This is a genomic window from Leptolyngbya sp. AS-A5 (assembly GCF_039962495.1).
Classification (GTDB): Bacteria; Cyanobacteriota; Cyanobacteriia; order Leptolyngbyales; family Leptolyngbyaceae; genus Leptolyngbya.
Genome location: NZ_JAMPLL010000002.1, coordinates 192,960 through 218,714, shown reverse-complemented (window position 1 = coordinate 218,714; position 25,755 = coordinate 192,960). Strand labels below are relative to the sequence as shown.

Here is a 25,755-nt window from a genome sequence, read left to right as displayed (position 1 = left end):
GCATGTGACAAGATGCAAGCAAAAGTTTCGCGATCGGAAACAGTAAAATCGCAGGAAATTGTGGGGCAGGTCATGGATGTTGTCAACACTACAAGAAGAGATGAGATGATTCGGATTGATTCGGATCGGCTCGCCTCAGCGTCTACCCATTCTCTCGAAACTGTGTCGCATTCTCATGCCTTTCAATCGGCTCTCGCCACAGTGGAAGCCACGATCGGACGAAAGCTAGTTCAGGCGCTCAGTCGTGCGACTCAGCCCGATGCCGTTTTATCTGAAGTAGCGGCGCTGTTAGGTGAAGCTTATGGCGCACAAGCTTGCTTGATTTCAATTCAGTCTGAATCTTTGGATCGATCTCTCATGGCTTGGTTTGCCCACTCGCAGTTCACAGCCAGCCAGCAGAAAGAGATTGTGTCAAACTCCGTAATCCTTGAATCTGCGACTCTAGAACGCGCAGGATTATTGATCTCCGACTTGACCCTGAGCGAAATTGATTACGCTGCAAGAGCGTTGCCAATTCGATCGGTAGTTAGTCTGCCGACTCGGTTTCAAGGGCGGATCAATGGTGTTGTGAGCTTGATGTGGACTCAGGCGCATCAGTGGAGCGATCTTGAGATGGACACCTTAGCTCAGATTACTGACCAGGTTGCGATCGCGATTTCACAAATTCTGCTGCAACAAAAAGTTGCAAAACAAGCGCAGTATCAAGCGCTGCTCCGCCGAGTGACAATGGCAATTCAGAATTCTTTGGATCTGCCACAAGTTCAGCAATTGGCGCTGGAAGGATTAGCCGAATCGCTTGAAATCGATCGAGCGTTTGTGCTGAGGGCGAAGTTTTGGGACCCGCGGCAGAGTCTGCGATCCAACAGCAATCGAGTGCCGAAAATGCGCGTCATGATCGACAGCGAGTGGCGGCAGCCCCTGGACTTAGAGACCGAGACACCGTTGAGCCAGTCGTTTTGGGTGAACGATTGCGGTGTTTGCCAAGCCGCACTTCGCAGTACAGCAAAATCATTTGTGTTTAGAGATGGTGCAGCATTTTCGATCGCGACGGAAGAAGCGGCGGGCGTTGCCGCAATTTTCGATCCGGCAAAAATGCCTGCACTGCTGCTTGTACCCTTAGAAAGCAAAAACCGCTTGCTTGGATTTATTGCCGTTCAGCAGAGTCGATCGCGCAATTGGCTCCCGGAAGAGATTGAGCTGGTTGAACTCTTGAGCGCTCAAATTAGTGCAGCAATCATTCAGACCGAAACCCTACGTCAGGTAGAATCGCTGGTTGAAGAGCGAACGGCGCAACTTCAGCAAAGTTTAGAGCTACAAGCGCGACTGTACGAAATCACCCGCAGACAAATCGAGAAGCTACGGGAAATGAATCAGCGGATGGACGAGTTCATCAGCACGCTCAGCCACGAGCTACGGACACCCTTAACGAGCATGATGCTGGCGATTCGGATGTTGCGGCAGGCGACGCTGACTCCTGAGCGACGTGATCAGTATCTCAATATTCTGGAGCAGCAGTGTGCTCAAGAAACTAGCTTGATCAACGATCTACTGGCGCTACAGGAACTAGAAACTAAACAGGTTGCCTTTCAGCTTCAGCGGGTCGAATTACCACACGCCATCGAGGAGTTGTCGCAGTCGTTTAATCAACGCTGGGCAGCAAAAGGATTGACGCTGGATGTGAAATTACCTGCTCGATCGCCTGTTTTTCATACGGATTTAGCCAGTTTTCAGCGAATTTTGCTGGAATTACTGACGAATGCAGGCAAATACGCCGAGCCGAATAGCACAGTTGGGCTAGAGGTGACGCTGGAGCCGGGTCAGCAAATTAAGCTCTCTCTATCAAATACGGGTTCGCCCATTTCCGAGGAAGAACTGCCGCACATCTTTGATAAATTTCGTCGGTGTCAGGGGATGACTCAAAACGCCGTGCCTGGAACTGGATTGGGACTAGCGCTGGTTAAAAGTCTGGTACAGCATCTCAATGGCACGATCGAGGCAATTAGCGTGGCGGCTCCAGACTCCCAATCTTACGAAACTTGCTTTACGATCATGCTGCCGCAGAATTTAGAAATCGCTGGAGCGTAGCTTTTCTTCGCGTTCCTGTCTAGAATCTGGAAAAGCGGGCAGGATTGCTTTTCTGCTTGTGCGGGCACTATGGGTATAATGGGTTGAAGTTATGTTACAAACTGCTGTCCCTCCCAAATCCCTACGCTGGCAACGGCAACTTTCTTCTCCACTGGCGCGACAAGTGGATATTTCCGTGTCGGCTGCAAAGTTGACGTTTTATCTGTGGTGGGATCGGCAGATTGCCAAGCAGTCCGCGCATCACCGCAATCGCCGCGCTCAGTGGCTGGTGGGGACGCTATTAGATTTAGGACCCACCTTTATCAAAATTGGACAGTCGCTCTCAACACGGGCAGACTTGCTGCCGTTGGAGTATGTCAAGGCATTGGGACAGCTTCAAGATCGAGTGCCCGAATTTGACTCAAACCAGGCGATCGCGATTATCGAATCCGAACTCGGTTATCCTTTGCACCTGCTGTATCAGGAGTTCGATCGCGCTCCGATCGCGGCTGCTAGTTTAGGACAAGTGCATCGGGCGCGACTGCATACCGGTGAAGAAGTCGTTGTTAAGGTACAGCGACCGGGCTTAGATCAGCTATTCGCGATGGACTTTCAGATTGTCGGGCGACTGATTCGCTGGATCGATCGCATCTCGCCCAGTGCGCGACACTATGACGTTCAGGCGATTCATGCAGAGTTTTCAGAAATTCTCGGTCGGGAAATCGACTACATTCAGGAGGCGATGAATGCCGATCGCTTCCGGCATAATTTTGCGAATCACGATCGCATTGTCGTTCCAAGGATTTATCCGAAGTACACGACTCGTCGCGTGTTAACGATGGAATATGTGCCGGGAATTAAGGTGAACGACCGTCAAGGGTTGCTTGCTGTTGGGCTTGATCCACGCGAGATTAACCATTTGGGCATTTGCGCCTACTTAAAACAATTGCTGCAAGATGGCTTTTTCCAAGCCGATCCGCATCCTGGCAATATGGCAGTGAGCCACGACGGCAAGCTGATCTTTTACGATTTCGGCATGATGGGGGAAGTGCAGCCGATTAATCGTAATCAGATGGTACAGACCTTTTTTGCTGTCTTGAAGAAAGATACGGATCAGGTGGTGAGTACCCTAGTCGATATGGGCTTGGTTGAGCCGATGGCAGATATGACCCCGGTGAAGCGGATTGTGAATGTGCTGGTCGAGCGCTTCGCGGATAAGCCCGTTGAAATGCAAGCCTTCAAGAGCTTACGAAATGAGCTTTACGCTGTGTTTGAGCAGCAGCCCTTCCGACTGCCTGCAAGAATGACTTTTATTATCAAGGCGTTGACTACGTTGGATGGGGTGGCGCGGGATCTTGATCCGCAATATAACTTGTTGTCTGCGGCAAAGCCGTTTGTGAAGAGTTTAGCGACGCTTCCAGCGCGGCAGGGGAGTGGGGTCGGTGAGTTAGCGCGGCAAGCGAAGAGTTTTCTAGCGTATCAATTGACTAAACCGAATCCAACTCAGAGCGCAATCGAGCGGATCGAAACCCGGCTGCAAGAAGGGGAATTCCGCGTTCAGGTCGATTCTCTGAAGCACGATCGCGCCTTGAAAACGCTTAATCTTTCGGTGAGAGCACTGCTGTATGCGTGTATTTCAGGATTTGCGGGATTGACTGGAGCCATTTTACTGATTGGTCAGATTAGCGGTGGCGCGGTTTTTGCATTTGCAATCGCGGCAGTGACGGGAGTGTTTTTGCTCCGATCACTGATTCGGTTGATGCTGCGCGATCGAGTCGATCGAATGCTGGATTAGCGATAAAGCACTCTTAATGTCAAGGGCGGAACGCTTAATCAGATTGCGGCGATCGCTCTACAGGAGTCTTTTTATACCAATTTGATGGGTGAATGTTGCGCCTGATGACCATTGCGGAATTTGTAGGGCGACGCGATTAATCGCGTCGCCCTACAACTCAATTTTATTGTGCCTCAACCGCAGGTAATTGCTCCGGTGAAATCGTCAATGCAACCGTGCGATCGCTCCGCTTCACGTTGACACTCAAACTGCCATCGACTCCTGCTTGATCGACCAATTGCTGAATCGTTTTCACGTTTTGAATCGGCTGATCATTCACAGCTTGAATCACGTCTCCCGCTTTGAGTCCTGCCTTTGCCGCAGGCGTTCCACGACCGACTCCAACTACCAGAATTCCACGATCGTCCTCAACCTTCATACGGCTGTTGGGAGCGCGATTAATAAAGTCTCTTACATTCGGATCAAGCGCAACTAACTGAACTCCAATATAGGGATGCGTCACAGTTCCCGTTGCGATCAATTGTTGTGCTACATTTTGTGCTGTGTTAATCGGAATGGCAAATCCCAATCCTTGTGTACCCTGAATGATTGCCGTATTGATTCCAATTACATCACCGTTTGCATTTAACAGCGGCCCGCCGGAGTTCCCTGGATTAATTGCTGCATCGGTTTGGATGAATCCCACCCGCTTATCGGGAACACCAATATCTACGCTCGATCGCTCTGTCCCGCTAATCACCCCGACCGTTACGGTTTCTTGAAGTCCCAATGGATTCCCGATCGCGATCGCCCATTGTCCCTGCCGCACCTCATCAGAATTCCCCAGCGTTACCGTAGGTAAGTTCTCAGCTTGCACCTGAATCACAGCTACATCTGTCACCGGATCTTTACCCAGCACTTTGCCTTCTAGCACGCGTCCATCTTGAAATGAAACGGTGACTGTATCCGCATTATCAACGACGTGCGAATTGGTGAGAATCTTACCGTTTTGATCAATCACAAACCCTGATCCCAATCCCCGCAGCACTCTTGAAGAAGAACCGGCTTGCGGATTGCCCAAAAACGGCCTTAAAGCACCCGGCACATCACCACCTAAGTTGCGCGACACATTCACCTGCACCACTGCCGCTTCAACTTTATCGATCGCCGCTGTGACAAAGTTATCGCCCTGCCCAAACGGAGCCGCCTGGGCAGGCAGCATCCATCCCAAACTCAGCACTAACACACTGACATATCCCAGAAGTCGCTTGATCATAGCCATACTTGAAGTAAACCACTCAAATCAAGCGCGATCGCCGTTTTCCTGACTTCATGCTTGCGAGGGAAATTTAGAGGACTTGTTAAAATAAACTAAGAACACTAGAAACAACATTGCTGTAATGAACACTCAAAACAATTCATTTGAAATCAACAAAACCGAAGAAGAATGGAAAGCTTCGCTCACCCCAGATCAGTTTCGAGTGTTACGCAAACACGGCACAGAACGAGCCGGAACTAGCCCACTCGATAAGGAATACGGCAAGGGTACTTTCTCCTGTGCAGGCTGTGGAACGCCATTGTTCTCATCTGAAACTAAGTTCAATAGCGGTACAGGTTGGCCCAGCTTCTATGCACCCTTAGAAAACGCGATCGAGACCACAGTTGATCGATCGTTCTTCATGACTCGCGTTGAAGTTCACTGTGCTAAGTGCGGTGGGCATTTAGGTCATGTGTTTGAAGACGGCCCTCGTCCAACCGGACAGAGATATTGCATGAATGGTGTTGCTTTAGAATTCGTTCCAGAATAGAAACAAGGGGTGAGAGACAAGCAATTCTCTCTCGCCTCTCTACCCAAAGTCAGATGTGGCAATTCTTCTAACCGTCAGACAATCGATCGCTGAATGCACGATCGCACTGGGTAAAAAATGTTGAAGCGCTTGCGAATTGGGACAAAGATCGGAGCGGCATTTGGACTCGGACTCTCCATTTTCGCAGCGATCGGAATTGTCTCATACAGTGGAACCCGTGAATTGATCGCAACCTCACGCTGGGTCACTCATACTTATCAGGTCTTAGGAGAACTCGAAGACATTCTATCCTTGATCGTTGAAGCTGAAAACGGACAGCGGGGATATCTATTAACTGGTGAAACACCGTATTTGCAGCCCTACAACCTCGCGATCAGTACGGTTCAGCAAAGGATTGATAATGTTCGCCAGCTAACCATAGATAATCCTACTCAACAACAGGATATAAGGCAGTTAGCGGGTCTAGTTGATCAACGCATCGAACTGATGAAGGAGCGCATTGCCCTCAGACGAGCGCGAGGGCTACAAGCAGTCATACAAGATGATAGTGTACGGCGCGGCAAGCCTGTTACCGATCAGATTCGACGAGTCATTGATCAGATGAAAGTGCGAGAACAAAGGCTACTGGATCAGCGATCCAGAAATGCCAATATTGCCGCACAGAATACGCTGGATAGCATTGCGATCGGGATGCCGCTTGCGTTTACGCTGCTGGCAATTTTGGGTGTTTTGCTCAATCGCCATATCTCAACCCCTTTAACCCAAGTTTCACGGAGTGCTGAAAGAATTGCTGACGGCGACTTATCAGCACAACTGCCCAGGCTGGATCGTCAAGACGAAGTTGGCATTCTAACGCGCACCTTGCGGCAAATGGTAGACAGTTTGCGCGATAGTTTGCAAAAGAGCGATCGCCAAACTTGGTTACAGACTAACTTAGCAGAATTTTCCCACTTGATTCAGGGAGAGCGGAGCTTAGAAACGGTGTCGCGATTGATGTTATCGCACCTTGCTCCGTTAGTGGGATCTCGGCATGGCGCATTTTACATGATGGATACAGAACTATCGCCACCTGTACTCAAACTGTTAAGTAGCTATGCGTATCAAGAGCGCAAACAGCTATCGAATCAGTTTCACTTAGGCGAGGGATTAGTCGGACAATGTGCGCTAGAAAAGCAACGCATTCTTTTAACGGATGTTCCAAGCGATTACATTCGGATTCGATCGGGCTTAGGAGATGCAAGCCCAATCAATGTGATTGTTTTGCCCGTGCTGTTTGAAAACGAAGTCGTTGCGGTGCTCGAATTAGCATCCTTTCAGCGATTCACAGAGGTTCAACTCACCTTATTAGAGCGATTAGCACAAACGATCGGGGTTGTGTTAAAAGCGATCGCATCGGATGCAAAAACGCAGCAGTTACTCAAAGAGTCACAAGCTTTGGCAGAAGAACTGCGAAGTCAGCAAGAAGAACTTTACCAAAGCAATCGACAGCTTCAGGATCAAACCCGTGCTCTAGAAGAATCAGAACTCCGTCTGCAAGAACAACAAGAGGAGCTAAAAGTCTCCAACGAAGAGCTACAGCAACTTAACGAGGAGCTTGAAGAAAAAGCAGAACTCTTAGCTGCACAAAAGCGCGAAGTTGAACAGAAAAACGGTGAGATTGATCAAGCGATGCTGGCACTGCAAGAAAAAGCAGAGCAGTTAGAAGTTTCATCCCGGTATAAGTCGGAGTTCTTGGCGAATATGTCGCATGAGTTGAGAACACCACTCAACAGTTTGCTGATTCTAGCAAAGATCCTCAGTGACAACGCAGACCAGAATTTAACCGACAAGCAGGTGGAATACAGCAAAACAATCTACTCTTCTGGTAATGACTTGCTGACGTTGATCAATGACATTCTCGACCTTGCCAAGATTGAATCGGGAACCATTGCGATCGACATTGAACCGCTTAACCTCACGGATCTGCAACGGAGTCTCGATCGCACCTTCCGCCAGATTGCCAGCAGTAAAGAACTCGCGTTCTCGATCGAGCGTGATCCTCAAGCACCAGAAGTCATCTCAACGGATAGCAAACGTCTTCAGCAGATTCTCAAGAATCTACTCGCCAATGCTTTCAAATTCACGGAACAAGGAAGCGTCACCGTTCGGATTGGTTCAACTCAGGATCAAAAAGTTTTTTTTGCAGTGCAGGATACCGGGATTGGCATTCCGCGTGAGAAGCAGCAGCTAATTTTTGAAGCATTTCAGCAGGTTGATGGCACAACAAGCCGTAAGTTTGGGGGGACAGGCTTAGGACTGTCGATTAGTCGAGAGTTAGCCTATCGACTGGGTGGCTTTATTGAAGTGACCAGTGAACCCGACCGCGGGAGTACCTTCACACTCTACCTTCCTCAAACTCAAGATCCAATTGCGACGACTCCAGAGACCGTTACTCCTCCGGTGTCTCGTCCTGCACCAACGCTCAATCTGACTTCAGAAGTTCCAGACGATCGTGCTTCGATTCACGGGGGAGATCGTGTGCTACTGATCATCGAAGACGATGTGAACTTCGTTAAAATTCTCACAGATATTGCACGACGGCAGGGCTTTAAGGTACTTGCAGCCTTGAGGAGTCAATCGGGATTGGCACTGGCGCAACAATTCAAACCGCGTGCAATTCTACTAGATTTACATTTGCCCGATATGGACGGCTGGGCAGTCCTCGATCGCTTAAAGCGTGATCCAGAACTGCGTCATATTCCGGTTCACATTCTATCGAGCGACGACCAGCGCCAACGCGGATTGCAATTGGGCGCGATCGCTTATCTGCAAAAGCCTGTTTCTTCTGATGACTTAACTCAATTGTTCGGTGAAATTCAGAGCTTTATCGATCGGCGCGTTAAAAACTTGCTAATCATTGAAGATGACACTGTACAAGCTCAAAGCATCATTGATCTGATTGGCAACGGAGATGTCAATAGCATTGCTGCTTACACAGCAAAAGATGCGCTATCAACATTACACTTACAGCAAATTGACTGTGTTGTAATGGATTTGGGACTCCCGGATATGAGCGGTTTCGATCTCATCGAACAGATCAAGCAAGACGATGCTTTATCTAAAATTCCCATCATCATCTACACCGGCAAAGAACTAACCCGCCCAGAAGAGACGCAGCTAAAACGCCTTGCAGAGACAATCATCATCAAAGATGTACGATCGCCCGAACGCTTACTTGATGAAACCGCACTGTTTCTCCATCGTGTGCAAGCGAACCTACCGCAGCCCAAACGCCAAATCCTCGAAGACCTGCATCAAGCCGATTCTGTCTTAGGAAACAAGAGAGTCTTGATTATCGATGATGATATGCGGAACATTTTTGCATTGACAAGCTTGCTAGAACGTCAGCAGATGGAAGTGTTCTACGCTGAGAATGGGCGCGAAGGCATTGAAACGCTACAAGCCCATCCCGATACAAATGTCGTTCTGATGGATATCATGATGCCAGAAATGGATGGTTATGAGACAACCCGCGCCATTCGAGAACAACCGCAATTTAAATCGCTGCCGATCATTGCGCTCACCGCAAAAGCAATGCAGGGCGATCGAGAAAAATGTATCGAAGCAGGCGCATCTGATTACATTACGAAGCCTGTTGATACTGAGCAATTATTGTCATTGCTGCGCGTTTGGCTTTATCGTTGAAGCACAGTCCGAACTTAACTTGCCACGCGCTTGAGACACTATCTAGCTCGATTGCATCGCAAAACTCTGTGCTATTCCAACAACTTTACGGAGATTCTGAACGCGAGGTATGTGTCAATTACTCGGAATGAATTGCAATGTTCCCACAGATATCTGCTTCTCGTTTGAGGGATTTTCTGCGCGGGGCGGTCGAACCGATGAGCATCAGGACGGCTGGGGGATTGCGTTTTTTGAAGGAGCGGGAGTGCGATCGTTCATCGATATCAAGCCTGCGATCGCGTCTCCGGTAGCTGAGTTAGTTCGTAAATATCCGATTCATTCGACTCATGTGATTGCTCATATTCGCAAAGCCACTTTCGGAAGAGTCGCGCTAGAAAATTGCCATCCGTTTCAGCGGGAATTGTGGGGACGATATTGGGTATTCGCACACAACGGAGATTTGCCAAACTTCGAGCCGGAAGCCGACGGAATATATCGCCCTGTGGGACAAACAGATAGTGAACGAGCGTTTTGTTTAATTCTGAATACGTTGCGGCAGACCTTTCCGATCGAAAAACCGAGTTCAACCGAGTTGTATCCGGTGCTGCGATCGGTCACGGATCAGATCGCAAAATATGGCACGTTTAACTATCTATTTTCAGACGGTGAAACTTTTTTTGTGCATTGTTCAACCAAGCTTTGCTACATTGTGCGGCAAGCTCCGTTTGCAGCCGCACATCTAATTGATGCGGATTTAACGGTGGATTTTCAGGAATTGACGAACAAGAGCGATCGTGTTGCCGTGATCGCGACGACTCCGTTAACCGATAACGAAGCATGGACAACGATCGAGCCGGGAGAATTGCTAGCGTTTCAAGATGGCTTACCTGTGCGCTTCGCATGAGATAGCATGAAAAAATGCTTGATTTACTGTTGATTGCGAGTGTCGGATTTTTAGGCAGCTTCGGTCATTGTTTGGGGATGTGTAGCCCGTTGACCGTGGCATTTTCGCTATCTCGCGAACGCGGTTCCAGATGGCAGCAAATTCGGTTTAATCTACTGCTGAATTTTGGTAGAGTCTTGAGTTACACGATCGTGGGAGCAACGATCGGAGCGTTGGGATCGGTGCTAATTGCAGGCGGACAACTTGCGGGGATCGATAGTGGACTGAGACGAGGATTGGCGATCGTTACCGGATTGCTTTTAATTTGGTTTGGGCTGTCGAATATTAATGCGAGTTGGCTACCGCGTGTTCCGATTTTGCATCCAATTCAGGGGAAATTGCACGATCGCTTTAATTCGCTGATGTCAGAATTAGCGCGATCGAACAATGGATGGACTCCTGCACTGCTGGGAATGATCTGGGGCTTGATTCCTTGTGGCTTTCTCTACGCTGCCCAAATTAAAGCGGCTGAAACCGGAACTGTGGTTCAAGGTGCTTTGACGATGTTGGCGTTCGGGTTGGGAACTGCGCCCATGATGCTTAGTACCGGATTATTTGCGTCGGCATTGAGTCGCGATCGCAGAAGTCAATTATTCAAATTGGGCGGTTGGGTGACTTTGACGATCGGTCTTTTGACATTACTCAGAAGCAGCGATATGGTCGATTACACCGGACATGCAGCTCTGATTTGCCTAATGGTAGCGCTGATTGCGCGACCGATTAGCCGAATTTGGGCGGCTCCGTTGCAGTATCGACGAGCGTTAGGAGTAGGGGCGTTTGTGTTGTCTTGTGCCCACATCGGACATTATCTCGACCATACGTTTAACTGGAACTTAAACGCGATCGCGTTTCTGCTACCAACTCAACAAGCGGGAATGTGGTCGGGAATTTCAGCATTTGGGTTAATGTTACCCGCAGCGTTTACCAGTTTTAATCAAGCGGTTTCTAAACTTGGTGTAATTTGGCGAAAAATTCATTTGTTGAGCGTTCCAGCTTTGATTCTTGCTGCGATTCATACGAGTTTATCTGGCTCGAATTACTTAGGTGAAATCAGCGTTGATTTTGGTAATCGCTTTAGAGTTGGTGTTCTTCTCTTTTCAGTGATTAGCGTATTGTTGATGCGATCGCACTTTTTCTGGTCGCTGCTCTCGTTGGAAAAATGGTATGTTGCACCTAAAAAATAAATCGGTTTATCTCACTCCCTTTTTACTGCTTGCTTCACCTGCTCTCGCTCACAATGTTAAAACCGAGGGCAACGTTGCATCTATTTTTCACATCGAGCCGAACCACAATCCGAGAGCCGGAGAAGTTTCACAAGCTTGGTTTGCATTAACAAAAGCTGGCGGTGAAGTGATTCCGCTCGATCGTTGTAACTGTCAGCTAACGGTGCGATCGAACAATCAAACAATTGCTCAACCTGCGTTAAAAGCGATCTCAGCCGAACAATACAAAGGCATCCCAGGCGCAGAAATTACTTTTCCCAAAGCGGGAATTTACACCCTAGAAATCAGTGGCACATCGAAAGCGAACAACGAATTCCACGCCTTCAAATTCACATACGATGTCACCGTTCAAGCTGGAGCCGCTCCACAATCGAGTCCCGTCGCTCAAGCTCCACAAGCCTCACCCGCACCTCAATCCCAAACTAATTGGATACTTCCTGTCGCGATCGGTGCGATCGCCCTCTCTGTGGCAGCTTGGTTTGTAAAGAGAACTGTTAAAAACTAACAGAATCACAGATTCGCGCCACAATTCGCGTCACAATGGGAAATGCGAAACATTCCCCGATGAGCGACCATGATTGATCACGATGTCATTATTGTTGGCGGTGGGCTGGCGGGATGTCGTGCCGCCTTAGAGATTGTCCGCACGAATCCGGGTTTGAGCGTTGCTGTGGTTGCTAAAACTCACCCGATTCGATCGCACTCCGTCGCGGCTCAAGGTGGCATGGCAGCTTCACTCAAAAACGTCGATGAAACCGATTCTTGGGAAGCTCACGCCTTCGATACGGTCAAAGGCTCAGATTATCTCGCCGATCAAGATGCGGTCGCCATTCTGACGCAAGAAGCTCCCGATGTGGTGATTGATCTCGAACACATGGGAGTGTTATTCTCTCGCCTTCCCGATGGTCGCATTGCTCAACGGGCTTTTGGTGGACATTCGCACAATCGCACCTGTTACGCCGCAGATAAAACCGGACACGCGATTCTGCATGAGTTGATCTGCAACTTGATGAAGTACGGAGTCAAAATCTACGAAGAATGGTATGTAATGCGTCTGATCCTTGAAGATGGACAGGCAAAAGGTGTAGTCATGTATCACTTGCTCGATGGACAGATCGAGATAGTTCGAGCAAAAGCGGTCATGTTCGCGACAGGTGGATATGGGCGCGTTTATAACACCACTTCCAACGATTACGCTTCGACGGGTGACGGATTAGCGATGACTGCAATGGCAGGTCTACCGCTCGAAGATATGGAATTTGTGCAGTTTCATCCCACAGGCTTGTATCCGGTCGGCGTGTTGATTTCGGAAGCGGTACGGGGTGAAGGCGCGTATTTGATTAACAGTGAGGGAGAGCGGTTTATGTCGCGGTATGCTCCGAGCCGAATGGAGCTTGCGCCGCGTGATATTACCTCACGAGCGATCGTCTCTGAAATTCGAGCCGGGCGCGGGGTTAACCCCGATGGTAGTCCGGGTGGCGCTTATGTCTATCTCGATTTGCGGCACATGGGCAAAGAGAAAATTATGAGCCGAGTTCCGTTCTGTTGGGAAGAAGCGCATCGCTTAGTGGGAGTCGATGCGGTAACTCAACCGATGCCTGTGCGTCCAACGGTGCATTACTGTATGGGTGGCATTCCCGTGAACACAGATGGACAGGTTCGGGCAGGAGCCGATGAGTTTGTCGATGGATTCTTCGCAGCAGGGGAAACGTCTTGTGTATCGGTGCATGGTGCGAACCGGTTGGGCAGTAATTCGCTACTAGAATGTGTAGTCTATGGGCGTAGAACTGGAGCCACGATCGCTCAATTTGTCCAAAATCGCAAGCTACCGGATTTGAACGTCGATCGCTACATTCAAGATGCGAAACAACAGATTCAAGCTTTGTTTGAGCAGTCAGGACAATACCGCATTCAAGAGATTCGTCAAGCGTATCAAGACTGTATGACCGAGCATTGCGGTGTGTTCCGTACCGAAGACGTGATGCAGTCAGGACTAATCAAACTGCGGGAATTGCAGCAGAAATACAGTCAAATTCGACTCGACGATCATGGAACCGTTTGGAACACCGAATTAATTGAAGCGTTGGAACTGCGATCGTTGTTCGTAGTGGGTGAAATGATTCTATTTTCTGCGATCAACCGCAAAGAAAGTCGAGGGTCACATTGCCGTGAGGACTATGCTCAGCGTGATGACCCTAACTTCTTGAAACATACATTGGCGTACTATTCTGCGGCTGGCATTGATATTAACTATATGCCTGTTGTGATCAATCGGTTTGAACCTCAAGAGCGGAAGTATTAAACATCTGGACAAAACATCTGGACAAATAGCAGGTCAAGTTCGCCCGAATTTCCGATGCTGCTCGATCGAGCGTTACGGCATCCTGGAAACAGGAAATCGCTTACCCCAATTCTCAATATCCATCCACCGACCAATGAGGCGGATCGTACTCTAGCTTGTACACGCCATAACTTGCACCCACATCCCACAAATTAGCATTATCATTGCCTTCAGCCGGAGTCCCGATCGTCACCGTTCGACCATTTCCATCCCGAATTTGCATCGGCGGCTTCCAAGTGATAATCCAATCGATCGCCAAGGCTTGTGTATGTCGAGACACTAGCGCCGCCGGATTGCCTCCAATATCAAACGCATTCACCATATCTCGCGCCGCTTGATAAGAGGCTGCATCCGTGTAATGCACCCAATCAATATCCATTCCAATCATGGGCGGAACATCCCACGGAGCAATGTTGCGATTGTTTAACTGCACCGCATAGTGCATCATGTAAGCGCGCTGAGGTGGGCGATAGGTATTTGTCACCTCGATCGAAGCACCTGCATCCCGCAAAGCTTTCTCAAACGCTCGGACTCTCTGGCGGAATGGAGAAGCCAAATCATCGATCGATCGACTCGCTGGAAAAAATCTCACCCACTGTGCCCCGCTCAATCGCACTCTTTGTCGTCGCGCATACTCGGTGAGAAGTGCCAATCCGGGTGCATAATCGGCTCCAAGTTTTTGCTTGGTTGCGTTTGAAAGCTGGGCATCCAAGCGTGGACGAAAATTCACATCGAGAATCTTGTATGCTTCCGCCATGCCTTTGGTACTGCCAAGACCAAAATTGCCATCGATCGTTAACGGCGGATTCAATCGCCCAATCACGTTCAGCGCAACCTGTAAATCTCGAACTTCTGCCCCACCATAGTTTAAGTAGCTCAGCAACATCGCTGCTGTCAGGTTAGCAACGCGAAAAATAAATCCTTGAGATAAGGCTTTGGTGTAAGTTCCCCGACCGACAACTCCATCTGCAATCAGTCCATTTTTTTGCTGATAATCTTTTGTCACTCTATCGGTGACACTGCCGAAGCCATTGTCAACGGCTCCGATCGGGTAATTTTGATCCTGTAAAAATCGCTGCCATGCGCCCACGATTGATCCGGTTGAGCCACGCTGAATGACAGGTAAATTAAGCGCATTGATATTAAAAGCCATGCTATCTCCTCAAGCTGACGTACTTCAGAACGCCTCGCGATCCATCATACCGATCGCAGCAAAAAACGGATGTAACGCTTGGTCAACACCTGTTACATCCGTTGATACTTAAAGCGGTTGAATTAAAAATCCGAGGGAGCCGCCGATCGCATTTTTGCTTTGGCTTTTGCTGCGCTCTTCTTCAGAGCATCAAGTCGGGCTTGATAGCGCGATCGTAATTTCTTCTTCGGAGTTTGGTCAATTAAAGTCTTCAGCGCACTACCCAAGCTCTTATAAGCATTTGGCAAGGTATAACCAAACCGAGTCGCTAACTGAATCGCTCGTTCATCCGCTTCGATCGCTTCCTTGACCGTCTTCTCGCTATTATTCTTCTGGTACAGTCTCCAGCCTGCAAACCCAGATAACCCCATCGCTAGCAGCAACAGCAGACCGTCTTGAACCCAGAGTTCACCGACTGCGCCACCCAAACCGATCGCCAGGGCTGCCATTTCCCAACCGTCCTTGGGAATTGTGTCTGCTTGAATCCGAGCAACTTCATGCCAAAACAGAAGATTTCGCTGGTCGATCGCCAGCTGATCCCATTTCGGCATATCGATTTGAATCTCCACCTCGTCGCGACCAATTTCTTCGCTGGTAATCAAGGGGGGATTGACAGCAGTTGTCGTCTCGATCGTCACCCAGCTTTGTAGTTCTGGAGGCAGGAGGGTTTTCAAGCGGCGTAACTCGCTCATGTCGGCTCTAGCGGACGAGGTTGCATAAGATGTCATGTGATCAGCCTCAGAATGAACTCCTATCTTATATGGGGACGATCTTAGCGATTCCACGGATTAAAGGTAGGTTAATTCATTCTGCCTGATGAAAGCTTTCTCAAGCAAGTCGTATGAACCGATCTTCTCTGAGTTTAATTGCTCATTCGGGTGGGACTCGGTGTTGGTGGACTTTCCGGCGCGTAATGGGCGATTACAAACAGTGGTAGAACAAGCGTAATCAGCGCGATCGCTGCCCCAACAAGGTTTGCAATAACACTTGTAGAAACTGGGGTTGATCGTTCCGGAACGGTCGTCTCACTCCCGATGTGCATATAGAATTTAACCAATTCGACACGGATTAGCAGGAAGCCCTGATTCTTTCCTAGTTAACCCAGGGAACAGTGAATTAACTTCACTGTATAAATAAAGTTTAGCGGGTTTTTCCGGATGAACTGTTATCCATAAACAATATTAATACTATCTAGGTGTTTTTTGATACAGTTGCGTCACTTCATACTCTGCAATTCTACCTTCTCTACCAGAGGATAGATGTGATCTTCATGAAAGCTTCATCAGTCTTCTAGGGATTATTTCCGAACTTAGGCGGTACGGTTCTAACGACTGTGCGGGTCTTTAGCGTTTGTTACAGTATGTTTATTGAATCAATCCTCAGTTGTGAGGTAGAAGATCGTGAACGAGACATCCAATCAACTTCCTGAGTTTATCGGTGGAGTCGGCGAAGCGAACGGTAAGTTCTTACAGTATGTGCAGTCGCTTGATCCTGAAACGATCGCTCAACTTTCAAAGCCTTCATCGCCGGAAGTTTTGCAAGTGATGGAGCGCAATATTATCGGATTGTTGGGTGGTCTTCCGCCTGAGAATTTTGAAGTGACGATTACTACAAGTCGCGAAGCTTTGGGTCGCCTGCTGGCTTCGGCGATGATGAGCGGCTATTTCCTCAAGAGCGCAGAACAGCGCTTAGCGTTTGAGAAGTCGCTTGCGTCACTTGATGCCGAATAAGCGATCGCATCGTGTTTTCTCGGCAGGGATCATTCCTCTGCCGAGTTTTGCTACTTCTGAACTGCGATCGTCGCTGCTGAGTTGGTATGCCGAGTCAGGGCGATCACTGCCTTGGCGCGAGATTCGCGATCCCTATGCAATCTGGGTTTCTGAGATCATGCTTCAGCAAACTCAGGTAAAAACGGTGATTCCGTATTTCGATCGCTGGATGAAACAGTTTCCGACGATCGAATCCCTCGCCAATGCAGATCTGCAAACCGTCCTGAAAGCGTGGGAAGGTTTGGGATATTATGCTCGTGCCCGCAACTTTCATCGCGCAGCCCAACAAGTTTTACGCGAACAGCAAGGACAGTTTCCAACCGATTTGGAAACGGTGCTAAAACTGCCGGGAATTGGACGTACCACCGCAGGCGGAATTCTCAGCGCAGCCTTCAACCAGCCTTTGCCAATCCTAGATGGCAATGTTAAACGAGTTTTAGCCCGACTGATTGCGCTGGAAGTTCCACCAAGTCGGGCAATGTCGCAACTTTGGGAGATGTCCGAAGCGCTGATCGATCCTGAAAACGGGCGCGACTTTAATCAAGCGTTGATGGACTTAGGCGCAACGGTTTGCACCCCGAAAAATCCGGCTTGCCTAATTTGCCCGTGGCGATCGCGCTGTGAGGCGTACAATCGAGGAGTTCAGACGGAGCTTCCTATGTCAGAAACTCGTGCGCCGCTTCCGCATAAGATGATCGGAGTTGCGGTGATTTGGAATGAGCAGCGAATTTTGATCGATCGTCGCAAAGCAGAAGGCTTACTTGGCGGGCTGTGGGAATTTCCGGGCGGCAAAGTTGAACCCGGAGAAACGATCGAACAGTGCATCAAACGCGAAATCCAAGAAGAACTAAGCATCGAGATCGAAGTGGGCGAGCATTTAATCACCGTCGATCACACTTACACTCATTTTCGAGTGACGCTGAATGTGCATCATTGCCGCTATGTCTCTGGAGAACCTCAGCCGATCGAGTGCGAAGAAATTCGCTGGGTGACCGTCGATCAACTTCCTGAATTTCCATTCCCCAAAGCCAACATCAAGATTATTGAAGCCTTAAAGTCTTGAATCTATTTGCGGCTTGATTGCGGCTAAAGTTGCTCTTTGCTCCATTCTCGCAGCACGATTAGCGCTTGAGCTAAGCCGATCGTATCACTTTGCTCTAAAAACTCCTGCACTCGACTTCCAGGTAAGGCAGGAAATAACTTACTGTGCGTAGTCGCGGTGTACTGATCGCCCTGAAGCTGATAAATTTGCAACTCTCCCTTCAGCACATCATCGCCGACGGTCGTAGTGTAACGCCAAATCTCTGGTACGCCCATCGAAGCATAAATCGACTCACGATCGAGTGATCCTCTGCCGATTGACACTTCGATCGCTAAATCTGGCGGATTGGCTTGAGTCAGATCCAGTTCTGCCCGTTTTTGAAGCCGCACTTCTTGGAGCGAATAAGCTGCATCCGGTTGAATAGCGCGGCCCAGATCAGGAAGTGTCAGCAGTACAGAACCGATCGCATAAACTTTGAGATACAGTTCGTCTGATAGAACCAAAATCAACGACTCGATCAGCCGCAGACAGCGATCGTGTTCCTCAAGTGGAGTCATCATCTCCAGCTTGCCACGGTCGTAGGTTAAACGTGCCGTGCGGCTCTGCCCCAATTCGACTAGCAGTGCCTCAAACGATTGCCAACTCACCCCCGATAGCCTCACTCTTTTTTCAGTGGGAGTTGGTTTTCTGCCCATAGTGTTTATCCTCAAGTCTCATGAAGTATCGTACTGCGTTTGTTCGCTTCAGTAAGGGCGTATTGTGTGGAGTTTTGTTACTGGCGGCAGGGTTAACGATCGGCTACTTTACCCCCCGCCGCTGGACTCCGTCTGCCAACTGCGAAGATCAAACTTATCGCATTTTTGTAGAAGGCGATGCGATGCACGTTAACTTGCTTATGCAGGTTGATAATGGCGTTTACGACTGGCGGCAATTTCTTAATCTGAAGCAAATTGGCAGCGATACCAACGAAAACTATCGCTATCTCAAAATGGGCTGGGGAGATCGCATCTGGTATACCGAGGTTCCTGACTGGTCACAGATGAATGTATTAGACATTGGTAGGGTTTTGTTTAGGCCCGGAAACGCTTCGGTGATGTATGTTCAAGGCTACGCGACTCGACCGGAAGGCACAAAATGCGTGGGACTCGATCGCGAACAATACCTCAGCTTTGTCCGATTTATTCAAAATTCCTTTGCGCGAGACGCTCAGAACAAACTAATCTACATCAAGTCCGGAGCCGCGACCACTGACGGATTTTATGCCGCGATCGGAGACTACTCTGCATTACGCACTTGTAACACTTGGTCAGCCGAAGCGCTCGACGCTGCAAGCATTAATACACCCTTGTGGTCAGCGCTTGCCCCTGCGGTGATGCGGCAGATTCCAGCCTGCGATTGTCCTTGAACCTTGCAAAAATCTACGCAACGCACCCCCATTGGCTTTATCCTACAATTTACGGGATCTAGGCTAATTGATATGCGCTTTTCAAAAATTTTGATTGCAAATCGGGGGGAAATTGCCCTAAGAATTATTCGCACCTGTGAAGAATTGGGAATTGCGACTGTTGCCGTGCATTCGACGATCGATCGCAACTCGCTTCACGTTCAGTTAGCCGACGAAGCTGTTTGCATTGGCGAACCTGCTAGCAGTAAAAGTTATCTCAACATTCCCAATATTATTGCGGCTGCTCTAACTCGTAACGCTACTGCGATTCATCCGGGCTACGGTTTTTTGGCAGAAAACGCTCGATTTGCTGAGATTTGTGCCGACCATCAAATTTCGTTTATTGGGCCTTCTCCAGACTCAATTCGAGCGATGGGAGACAAATCTACTGCAAAGAAAACCATGCAGCGTGTAGGAGTTCCTACAGTTCCGGGAAGCAAGGGTCTAGTTCAGAGCGAAGACGAAGCGCGAGAGATTGCAAGAGCGATCGGCTATCCCGTGATTATCAAAGCAACGGCTGGCGGTGGCGGACGAGGAATGCGGCTGGTTCCTAGCGACGATGAACTTAACAAGCTATTTCACGCAGCGCAAGGAGAAGCCGAAGCGGCGTTCGGTAATGCAGGGGTGTATGTTGAAAAATTTGTGCAAAATCCGCGCCACATCGAGTTTCAGATTCTTGCCGACACTTACGGCAACGTGGTGCATCTGGGAGAGCGCGAATGTTCGATCCAACGGCGACACCAGAAATTATTAGAAGAAGCCCCAAGCTCGGCGATTACACCAGAGTTGCGCGTTCGTATGGGAGCGGCGGCGATCGCGGCTGCTAAGTCAATTAACTATGTCGGCGCAGGCACCGTGGAATTTTTGCTCGATCGTTCCGGTGACTTCTACTTTATGGAAATGAACACCCGGATTCAGGTGGAACATCCGGTCACAGAAATGATTACAGGGATTGATTTGATTGCGGAACAGATTCGCATTGCTCAAGGTGAACCCCTGCGCTTTACTCAAGAAGAAATTGAACTGCGGGGACACGCGATCGAATGCCGGATCAACGCTGAAGATCCCGATCACAATTTCCGCCCTAGTCCCGGCCGCATTAGCGGGTACCTCCCTCCAAGCGGGCCAGGCGTTCGGATGGACTCGCATGTGTATACCGATTACGAAATTCCGCCTTATTACGATTCGCTCATCGGCAAATTGATTGTGTGGGGCAGCGATCGACCGTCTGCGATTTTGCGAATGAAACGCGCTCTTAGAGAATGCGCCGTCACAGGCTTACCCACGACGATCAACTTTCATCAGCGAATTCTGGAAACCCCAGAATTTCAGAGAGGCGACATTTATACCAACTTCGTGGATAAAGTCATGATGCCCCCCAAAGATTGATAGAGCATTGAATACGCTATCCGCCCGAACTCCAGTTCAGGGCGGCTCAGCCGTGTGGCTAAAACATCATGGTCAAAATGCCTTGCTGACCTAGCAACAATTCACGCAGCAAGCTAAAAATTCCCACCCACAAGATAGGAGTAATATCCACGCCACCCAACGGCTGAATCATCTTCCGGGTCGGCGCTAAAAATGGCTCGGTTGGAATCATCACCAAGTTAAACGGAAACTTTTGCAGCTCTACTTGGGGATACCAAGTCAGGACGATTCTGAAAATAAACAGAAACGTCATCGCACCAAGCAAAATACTAAGAGCGGCAAGCGCGATCGTGGTCACATCCATAAACCTAATCCTTAAGCTTTGTAACTTTATTTTATCGAGAAGCGCCCTTCGGATGCGGCGATCGCAACTCTTGATCTCCCCGCTATACAAATAGATGACGAACTATTAAAATTATGAAGACTTGCGTGTTGTTGATAAGGACAAAGCGATATGACTCCTTCTTTGATGAATTTTCTACTCAGCCTGCTTGCAGGCGTTGTGATTGTGGTAGTTCCTGCTACCGCCTTTCTCATTTTTGTCAGCCAAAAAGATAAAATTCAACGTTCCTAAGGGTGCGATCGCACTTGCTGATCAATTTGATTCGACCCGTTATACTTAGAACCAAACCTCAGAGCCTGGACGCTTGCGGATCAGACTGAGGTTTTTGCTGATCCAAAGCGGGATTTTCGTGGAGAAATTGGAAGGAAGCCGCTAACATAGGACTTATCCTTGGAGACCGGACATGGTTAATTTTCAGTTCAATTTAGCAAGTATCTCTGGGATCATCCTGGCGGTGGGCGGAACTGCGCTCTATGCAGTTCGATCGTTTCGTCCGCAGATTGCCCGTGATACCGATATTTTCTTCTCGGCAGTCGGTTTGCTCTGCGGTTTGATTTTGATTTTTTACGGCTGGCGATTTGACCCGATTATGCAGTTTGGGCAGGTGCTTCTGACTGGGGCGGCTGTTTATTTTGTGTTTGAGAATTTAAGGCTGCGGCAGATTTCGACCGAGCAAGCAAAACGCACGACTCCGATCGTGGATACTGATCGTCCGGTCGCACCAGAGTATCGTGCTGCATTCGAGGAAGATGAATACACAGTGAGCTTCGCAAATCGCGAAACCCGGACACCCCTTCAAGAAGGTCGCAGAAGACCGCAGCGGGACGATGAGTTTGACGATCGTCCTGCTCGTTCCCGTCCTACTCGCGCTGATGAGCCACGCTTAGGCCCTGCGGAGCGCCGCAATACGCGCAGCCGGAATGAAGCTTCTAGCGATCGTGAGGATTTGGGTAGCCGTCCGACTCGTCGCAATTCTCCGAGAAATACGGCTCGTCCGCGTCGCAATAATGCGATCGAAGATATTAACCAGCCCGATGATGCTGGGTATGTGGAATACCGCCCGATCGATTCAAATCGCAAGGATGGATGGGGCGAGTAGCTGAACTGAATTAGAAAGAGTGAGGAGCGTTGATGTAACGCTCCTTTTTTAATGCCTTGACCTTTAGAAGCCAAGCCAGGTAAAGAAGTCCTGACGAGTCACAAACTGCAAAATCAGCAGGGCAACAAACCCGATCATGGCAAAGCGTCCATTAATCAATTCGGCATAGCGTGTCCAACCGAAAGCTGGCTGTTCTTCAGGGGTTTGGACTTCAGGTTTGGGAGTTTCAGCAGTCATGGTTTAGTTTGTAACTCAGCTTCTTGATTGTGCTTCAAATGCTTGGATAGATTCAATCAGCGATCGTATCGTTTTCGTTCCTTCCGACTTCTCAAATCCAAGCGGAAACTTCCGTCGCTGGAGCATTCGCAATCCGAGCGGTGCAAGACTCAATAATCCGGGTAAGTCCCTGAAGTTATTGGCAACTACTTTTAAGCCAAACAGCCGTTCATCAACCCAACCGCCTTGTTTGACCAGATTAATTAGCGTTCTGCGATGACGAATCGATCGACTTTCTTGAACTGTTTCGCTGTCTAAAATTGCGTTTTTAATCTTGCCGATTTGATCCATTGGCGCAACTTCCATCGGACAAACTGCATTGCAGAAATAACAGCGCGTACAGCCCCAAACACCGCTTGTTCCTTCGTTGTATCGCTCTAGGCGATCAACGGTGCGATCGTCGCGAGAATCTGCCACCATTCGATACGCTTTGGCTAGGGCATGAGGCCCGACAAAATTCGGGTTCACTTCTCGCGCATTACATTCCGAATAGCATGCCCCACACAGGATACAATTGCCGGTCTGATTCAGCTTGTCGCGCTCTTCTGGAGACTGGAGAAACTCGCGCTCTGGCACTTGACGTGCTGCCGTACTCACGTAAGGATCAACCGCCTTCAAATTCGCCCAGAAGCTCGACATATCCACAACTAAATCTTTAATCACGGGCATATTTCCCATCGGCGCGATCGTGATTTCTGGAACTTCTGCATCCGGGGAAAATCGAGCCACTTCACTGCCGACATTCTCTTTGCAAGCGAGCGCCGATCGTCCATTAATTCGCATCGAACAGCTTCCACAAATCGTATTGCGGCAGTTTTTTCGATAAGCAAGCGTTCCATCTTGCTCCCATTTAATTCGGTTAAGGCAGTCGAGAATCGTATTTCCAGGCTCAACTTCTAGCGAGTATGATTCCACCCGTGGAGCGGCATTCTGATGCTGCCGGACAATCTTAAAGACGACTTGCATTCTGCCAACCTCGCAAAAACAACCAAGAGCGACACAAATCAGAACGCTTACAGACGGCTGATCCAAACCTAGTTTAACACCGCCGTTAAAGGCAGGTGTGATCGTATTAAACTTGTTTTCCGTTTCAGATTTCTGTTTAAAACTTCGATACACCTGAACAGTTTCTGCGGGATAACTCTACTTGTTTTCTGACATTGGGAAGAATGAATTGTTTAGTCTTCTGCATGCTTTAATTCATTACGATCGAGAAGCACGGCACAGATCAACTGTAAGAATGAATCAAAAAGATTAATACCAGAACGAATTATTTCAGGTCGCTGTTCAAAAACAAACATTTGAGGATATATTTTACTAAGTCAAACATTTAAGATTGACGCTAATACCCATTTCAGAAATCGAAGGGATATTCTGTAGCAGATGAGTGAACCTGCAACCGCCCCATTAACTGGGAAGGCGCTACTTCAAAAAGTAAAAGAATTGTCACATCTGCCCCGTCGAGAAACGGCAAAGCGATGTGGCTACTACACCGTTACGAAGAACAATCAAACGCGAGTCAATTTGACCGATTTCTACGATGCTTTGCTGGTCGCGAAAGGGCTTCCTCTCGATCCAGAAGGCACCAAAGATGGTCGAGGACGCGAACCCACGTATCGCGTCAGTGTTCATCAAAATGGGCAAATTGTCATTGGAGCCGCTTATACAAAAGCAATGGGTCTAAAGCCTGGCGATGAGTTTGAAATTAAACTCGGCTATAAGCACATTCACTTGATTCAGCTTGATGGCGATAAAGCAAGTAAAAATGGTGCAGTTGATGAAGGAGAGGCAAATTAATTGCTCTTCCTCCAACTTCATTTCAATTGGGTTTGATTATGAACTTGTTTCCTATCTTGATCGATGCAAGTGCGTTTGTTAAGAGTCTTTCACAAGCGCCTGCATTTATTCAGATAGGATTCTTTTTTCTGATTTGGGGATTGGTGTGGTTGCCGATCGCGATCCCTATTGCGTTCTTTGTGAAGTGGAGACCTTTCGCGCCGCTAGAACTGCAACAAAAATTGCCGTTGGTTGCTTCACTTTACCTGCTTGCGCCACCAATTTTGTGGAAAATTGCCGCGCTAAAGCGAGTTCCCTTTTCTACATTTGGTATCAGTTTGAATACTGATCTTTTGACTTCGACTGCACTCGGATTGGGCATCGGAGCGATCGGAATTCTGGTTTTATTCGGTGTACAAACTGCGATTGGTTGGATTCATTGGAACCCTGAGAGCTGGCGAAAATGGCTCACGGCAAGTTTACCGACGCTGTTACTTGCACTCTGGATTGGATTTACCGAAGAATTGGTGTTTCGAGGATTCTTCTTTGGTCAAATCGCCTCTGATTTCTGGTGGGGCGCGATCGTCTCCAGCCTGATTTTTGCAGTCCTACACCTGATTTGGGAAGGCAAAGAAAATATCCCACAACTGCCGGGACTAACGCTAATGGGCGTTGTGCTGTGCTTAGCGTTCGTTCAAAACCAGAACAGCATTGGTCTACCCTGGGGACTTCATGCAGGCTGGGTGTGGATGATTGCGAGTTTAGATGCAGCAGAGATTTTGAGCTATGACGAAACTGCCCCAGAGTGGTTAACGGGGATCGATCGCAAACCCCTGGCTGGAGTGTTGGGATTGTCGTTTCTATTGGTGACAGGGTTGGGAATTGAAGTGTTCTGGCGATCGCTCTAGCCGTCAAACTTCGATAGGGGTGAAACCATTTTCGGTGCGGTGCTGACTGGATTGAACGCAATACCCCCCCAACTTACCCGCTTTTAGCGCGTAGTGTTTTACGCCTTTCTGTCCATAGAAACCTAATGCTTTGCCGTACTGCATGAGGCCCTGAAGGTAGCAAATAATGTTAAGTTTTTTTACGCTAGTTATTTATCTAGCATCGTAAATCTATCCCAGGATATACTCTTACAAACTTACCTTTGTTGTAACGACACATTGCTGAATCTTTGGGAGAAGAAATAATCCGTGTACGACACTACCAGCTTAGACCTCGAACAAGAATTGAGCAGACTTACCTGTGCATTTGCAACTCGTAACACTGAGATTGGCAAAGCCGTGATCGCAAACCTTAGAAGCCGCCTCACTCTTCGAGAGGTTGCAGGAATGGTCATCGTCAGCTTGGAGCGCTTAGTGTGGACAGACCAACTAGCATTCTGCTGGGCAGTTGAGAATGTAATTCCCGGCTATGTAATGCGAGAAATTCGCCGAATTACATCTGTTACGATTTATCGCCGTTTGATTACGCAGGGCTATCAGCCTGGACAAGATTTTAGTATGGACGGTAAAGGACAAGTCCTGCTGAACAAGCAAGCGAAAACTGCAATTTTTGCTGGCTAAAT

Annotated in this window: 25 protein-coding genes; 17 read left to right on the top strand and 8 right to left on the bottom strand. The window is 48.6% G+C overall.

The window, feature by feature from the left end; genetic code table 11:
* The first annotated feature begins 12 nt into the window (after window positions 1-12).
* Window positions 13-2,085: a GAF domain-containing protein gene (locus NC980_RS03440; RefSeq protein ID WP_190379729.1), complete on the top strand. Its 2,073-nt coding sequence runs from the start codon at window positions 13-15 to the stop codon at window positions 2,083-2,085.
* Window positions 2,086-2,176: 91 nt separating this feature from the next.
* Window positions 2,177-3,859 carry an AarF/ABC1/UbiB kinase family protein gene (locus tag NC980_RS03435; RefSeq protein ID WP_190379728.1) on the top strand — a complete coding sequence of 561 codons (1,683 nt, stop codon included), beginning with the start codon at window positions 2,177-2,179 and terminating at the stop codon, window positions 3,857-3,859.
* 163 nt (window positions 3,860-4,022) lie between these two features.
* Here the strand turns inward: NC980_RS03435 and NC980_RS03430 are convergent, their stop codons facing one another.
* On the bottom strand, window positions 4,023-5,114 hold the full coding sequence (locus NC980_RS03430) for an HhoA/HhoB/HtrA family serine endopeptidase (protein ID WP_190379727.1): 1,092 nt from the start codon (window positions 5,112-5,114) through the stop codon (window positions 4,023-4,025).
* A gap of 124 nt (window positions 5,115-5,238) precedes the next feature.
* Between NC980_RS03430 and msrB the strand changes: the two genes are divergently transcribed.
* The 6 genes from msrB (at window position 5,239) to NC980_RS03400 (ending at window position 13,777) form a co-directional block, all read left to right on the top strand.
* Window positions 5,239-5,646, top strand: a complete 408-nt coding sequence (gene msrB, locus NC980_RS03425; RefSeq protein ID WP_190379726.1) for a peptide-methionine (R)-S-oxide reductase MsrB — start codon at window positions 5,239-5,241, stop codon at window positions 5,644-5,646.
* Between the two features lie 117 nt (window positions 5,647-5,763).
* Window positions 5,764-9,330: a response regulator gene (locus NC980_RS03420; protein ID WP_190379725.1), complete on the top strand. Its 3,567-nt coding sequence runs from the start codon at window positions 5,764-5,766 to the stop codon at window positions 9,328-9,330.
* A 109-nt stretch (window positions 9,331-9,439) separates the two neighbouring features.
* Complete coding sequence (locus tag NC980_RS03415) at window positions 9,440-10,213, top strand: class II glutamine amidotransferase (protein ID WP_190379724.1); 774 nt, start codon at window positions 9,440-9,442, stop codon at window positions 10,211-10,213.
* Window positions 10,214-10,227: 14 nt separating this feature from the next.
* On the top strand, window positions 10,228-11,436 hold the full coding sequence (locus tag NC980_RS03410) for a sulfite exporter TauE/SafE family protein (protein ID WP_190379723.1): 1,209 nt from the start codon (window positions 10,228-10,230) through the stop codon (window positions 11,434-11,436).
* Window positions 11,417-11,980, top strand: a complete 564-nt coding sequence (locus NC980_RS03405; RefSeq protein WP_242027239.1) for a hypothetical protein — start codon at window positions 11,417-11,419, stop codon at window positions 11,978-11,980. Before NC980_RS03410 ends, NC980_RS03405 begins: the two co-directional genes overlap by 20 nt.
* 69 nt (window positions 11,981-12,049) lie before the next feature.
* Window positions 12,050-13,777 carry a succinate dehydrogenase/fumarate reductase flavoprotein subunit gene (locus NC980_RS03400; RefSeq protein ID WP_190379722.1) on the top strand — a complete coding sequence of 576 codons (1,728 nt, stop codon included), beginning with the start codon at window positions 12,050-12,052 and terminating at the stop codon, window positions 13,775-13,777.
* 112 nt (window positions 13,778-13,889) lie between these two features.
* Here NC980_RS03400 and NC980_RS03395 read toward each other — a convergent pair whose 3' ends face one another.
* The 3 genes from NC980_RS03395 to NC980_RS03385 all read right to left on the bottom strand — a co-directional run bounded on the left by NC980_RS03395 (window position 13,890) and on the right by NC980_RS03385 (window position 16,050).
* The gene (locus NC980_RS03395; protein ID WP_190379721.1) at window positions 13,890-14,969 is read right to left on the bottom strand and encodes a peptidoglycan-binding protein; all 1,080 of its coding nucleotides are present in this window, start codon (window positions 14,967-14,969) and stop codon (window positions 13,890-13,892) included.
* Window positions 14,970-15,091: 122 nt separating this feature from the next.
* The gene (locus NC980_RS03390) at window positions 15,092-15,736 is read right to left on the bottom strand and encodes a DUF3318 domain-containing protein (protein ID WP_190379720.1); all 645 of its coding nucleotides are present in this window, start codon (window positions 15,734-15,736) and stop codon (window positions 15,092-15,094) included.
* A gap of 134 nt (window positions 15,737-15,870) precedes the next feature.
* Window positions 15,871-16,050 (bottom strand): hypothetical protein, encoded by a 180-nt coding sequence (locus tag NC980_RS03385; protein ID WP_190379719.1) that lies wholly within the window; start codon window positions 16,048-16,050, stop codon window positions 15,871-15,873.
* Window positions 16,051-16,441: 391 nt separating this feature from the next.
* On the opposite strand from NC980_RS03385, the gene NC980_RS03380 reads away from it, so the two are divergent.
* Both NC980_RS03380 and mutY read left to right on the top strand, forming a co-directional pair.
* The gene (locus NC980_RS03380; protein ID WP_347273460.1) at window positions 16,442-16,738 is read left to right on the top strand and encodes a DUF760 domain-containing protein; all 297 of its coding nucleotides are present in this window, start codon (window positions 16,442-16,444) and stop codon (window positions 16,736-16,738) included.
* Window positions 16,716-17,840: an A/G-specific adenine glycosylase gene (gene mutY, locus NC980_RS03375; protein WP_242027238.1), complete on the top strand. Its 1,125-nt coding sequence runs from the start codon at window positions 16,716-16,718 to the stop codon at window positions 17,838-17,840. The genes NC980_RS03380 and mutY overlap by 23 nt, the downstream gene beginning before the upstream one ends.
* 23 nt (window positions 17,841-17,863) lie before the next feature.
* Here the strand turns inward: mutY and NC980_RS03370 are convergent, their stop codons facing one another.
* Window positions 17,864-18,514 (bottom strand): Uma2 family endonuclease, encoded by a 651-nt coding sequence (locus NC980_RS03370; RefSeq protein WP_190379717.1) that lies wholly within the window; start codon window positions 18,512-18,514, stop codon window positions 17,864-17,866.
* 20 nt (window positions 18,515-18,534) lie between these two features.
* On the opposite strand from NC980_RS03370, the gene NC980_RS03365 reads away from it, so the two are divergent.
* The gene (locus tag NC980_RS03365; protein ID WP_190379716.1) at window positions 18,535-19,224 is read left to right on the top strand and encodes a DUF2459 domain-containing protein; all 690 of its coding nucleotides are present in this window, start codon (window positions 18,535-18,537) and stop codon (window positions 19,222-19,224) included.
* Between the two features lie 72 nt (window positions 19,225-19,296).
* On the top strand, window positions 19,297-20,652 hold the full coding sequence (accC, locus tag NC980_RS03360) for an acetyl-CoA carboxylase biotin carboxylase subunit (protein ID WP_190379715.1): 1,356 nt from the start codon (window positions 19,297-19,299) through the stop codon (window positions 20,650-20,652).
* Window positions 20,653-20,710: 58 nt separating this feature from the next.
* On the opposite strand, the gene NC980_RS03355 is transcribed toward accC, so the two are convergent.
* Window positions 20,711-20,995: a YggT family protein gene (locus NC980_RS03355; RefSeq protein WP_190379714.1), complete on the bottom strand. Its 285-nt coding sequence runs from the start codon at window positions 20,993-20,995 to the stop codon at window positions 20,711-20,713.
* Window positions 20,996-21,145: 150 nt separating this feature from the next.
* Here NC980_RS03355 and NC980_RS03350 point away from each other — a divergent pair, with 150 nt between their 5' ends.
* Both NC980_RS03350 and NC980_RS03345 read left to right on the top strand, forming a co-directional pair.
* Window positions 21,146-21,265, top strand: coding sequence for a photosystem II reaction center X protein (locus tag NC980_RS03350; RefSeq protein ID WP_190379713.1), 120 nt, complete (start codon window positions 21,146-21,148; stop codon window positions 21,263-21,265).
* Window positions 21,266-21,437: 172 nt separating this feature from the next.
* Window positions 21,438-22,133, top strand: coding sequence for a Ycf66 family protein (locus NC980_RS03345; protein WP_190379712.1), 696 nt, complete (start codon window positions 21,438-21,440; stop codon window positions 22,131-22,133).
* Window positions 22,134-22,196: 63 nt separating this feature from the next.
* Here NC980_RS03345 and NC980_RS03340 read toward each other — a convergent pair whose 3' ends face one another.
* Together NC980_RS03340 and NC980_RS03335 are read right to left on the bottom strand one after the other, a co-directional pair.
* Window positions 22,197-22,370 (bottom strand): chlorophyll a/b-binding protein, encoded by a 174-nt coding sequence (locus NC980_RS03340; protein ID WP_190379711.1) that lies wholly within the window; start codon window positions 22,368-22,370, stop codon window positions 22,197-22,199.
* Between the two features lie 15 nt (window positions 22,371-22,385).
* A complete protein-coding gene (locus NC980_RS03335) occupies window positions 22,386-23,375 on the bottom strand; it encodes a succinate dehydrogenase/fumarate reductase iron-sulfur subunit (protein WP_190379710.1) in 990 nt (329 codons plus the stop codon).
* Between the two features lie 417 nt (window positions 23,376-23,792).
* On the opposite strand from NC980_RS03335, the gene NC980_RS03330 reads away from it, so the two are divergent.
* The 3 genes from NC980_RS03330 (at window position 23,793) to NC980_RS03320 (ending at window position 25,753) form a co-directional block, all read left to right on the top strand.
* Window positions 23,793-24,206: an AbrB family transcriptional regulator gene (locus NC980_RS03330; RefSeq protein ID WP_190379709.1), complete on the top strand. Its 414-nt coding sequence runs from the start codon at window positions 23,793-23,795 to the stop codon at window positions 24,204-24,206.
* 38 nt (window positions 24,207-24,244) lie between these two features.
* The gene (locus NC980_RS03325) at window positions 24,245-25,093 is read left to right on the top strand and encodes a type II CAAX endopeptidase family protein (RefSeq protein ID WP_190379708.1); all 849 of its coding nucleotides are present in this window, start codon (window positions 24,245-24,247) and stop codon (window positions 25,091-25,093) included.
* Window positions 25,094-25,381: 288 nt separating this feature from the next.
* The gene (locus NC980_RS03320) at window positions 25,382-25,753 is read left to right on the top strand and encodes a hypothetical protein (protein ID WP_190379707.1); all 372 of its coding nucleotides are present in this window, start codon (window positions 25,382-25,384) and stop codon (window positions 25,751-25,753) included.
* Window positions 25,754-25,755 lie beyond the last annotated feature (2 nt).

Coding starts and splice junctions, on each gene's coding strand:
- NC980_RS03440 (WP_190379729.1), top strand. CDS start 13: ATGCAAGCAAAAGTTTCGCGATCGGAAACAGTAAAATCGCAGGAAATT.
- NC980_RS03435 (WP_190379728.1), top strand. CDS start 2,177: ATGTTACAAACTGCTGTCCCTCCCAAATCCCTACGCTGGCAACGGCAA.
- NC980_RS03430 (WP_190379727.1), bottom strand. CDS start 5,114: ATGATCAAGCGACTTCTGGGATATGTCAGTGTGTTAGTGCTGAGTTTG.
- msrB (WP_190379726.1), top strand. CDS start 5,239: ATGAACACTCAAAACAATTCATTTGAAATCAACAAAACCGAAGAAGAA.
- NC980_RS03420 (WP_190379725.1), top strand. CDS start 5,764: ATGTTGAAGCGCTTGCGAATTGGGACAAAGATCGGAGCGGCATTTGGA.
- NC980_RS03415 (WP_190379724.1), top strand. CDS start 9,440: ATGTGTCAATTACTCGGAATGAATTGCAATGTTCCCACAGATATCTGC.
- NC980_RS03410 (WP_190379723.1), top strand. CDS start 10,228: ATGCTTGATTTACTGTTGATTGCGAGTGTCGGATTTTTAGGCAGCTTC.
- NC980_RS03405 (WP_242027239.1), top strand. CDS start 11,417: ATGTTGCACCTAAAAAATAAATCGGTTTATCTCACTCCCTTTTTACTG.
- NC980_RS03400 (WP_190379722.1), top strand. CDS start 12,050: ATGATTGATCACGATGTCATTATTGTTGGCGGTGGGCTGGCGGGATGT.
- NC980_RS03395 (WP_190379721.1), bottom strand. CDS start 14,969: ATGGCTTTTAATATCAATGCGCTTAATTTACCTGTCATTCAGCGTGGC.
- NC980_RS03390 (WP_190379720.1), bottom strand. CDS start 15,736: ATGACATCTTATGCAACCTCGTCCGCTAGAGCCGACATGAGCGAGTTA.
- NC980_RS03385 (WP_190379719.1), bottom strand. CDS start 16,050: ATGCACATCGGGAGTGAGACGACCGTTCCGGAACGATCAACCCCAGTT.
- NC980_RS03370 (WP_190379717.1), bottom strand. CDS start 18,514: ATGGGCAGAAAACCAACTCCCACTGAAAAAAGAGTGAGGCTATCGGGG.
- NC980_RS03365 (WP_190379716.1), top strand. CDS start 18,535: ATGAAGTATCGTACTGCGTTTGTTCGCTTCAGTAAGGGCGTATTGTGT.
- accC (WP_190379715.1), top strand. CDS start 19,297: ATGCGCTTTTCAAAAATTTTGATTGCAAATCGGGGGGAAATTGCCCTA.
- NC980_RS03355 (WP_190379714.1), bottom strand. CDS start 20,995: ATGGATGTGACCACGATCGCGCTTGCCGCTCTTAGTATTTTGCTTGGT.
- NC980_RS03350 (WP_190379713.1), top strand. CDS start 21,146: ATGACTCCTTCTTTGATGAATTTTCTACTCAGCCTGCTTGCAGGCGTT.
- NC980_RS03345 (WP_190379712.1), top strand. CDS start 21,438: ATGGTTAATTTTCAGTTCAATTTAGCAAGTATCTCTGGGATCATCCTG.
- NC980_RS03340 (WP_190379711.1), bottom strand. CDS start 22,370: ATGACTGCTGAAACTCCCAAACCTGAAGTCCAAACCCCTGAAGAACAG.
- NC980_RS03335 (WP_190379710.1), bottom strand. CDS start 23,375: ATGCAAGTCGTCTTTAAGATTGTCCGGCAGCATCAGAATGCCGCTCCA.
- NC980_RS03330 (WP_190379709.1), top strand. CDS start 23,793: ATGAGTGAACCTGCAACCGCCCCATTAACTGGGAAGGCGCTACTTCAA.
- NC980_RS03325 (WP_190379708.1), top strand. CDS start 24,245: ATGAACTTGTTTCCTATCTTGATCGATGCAAGTGCGTTTGTTAAGAGT.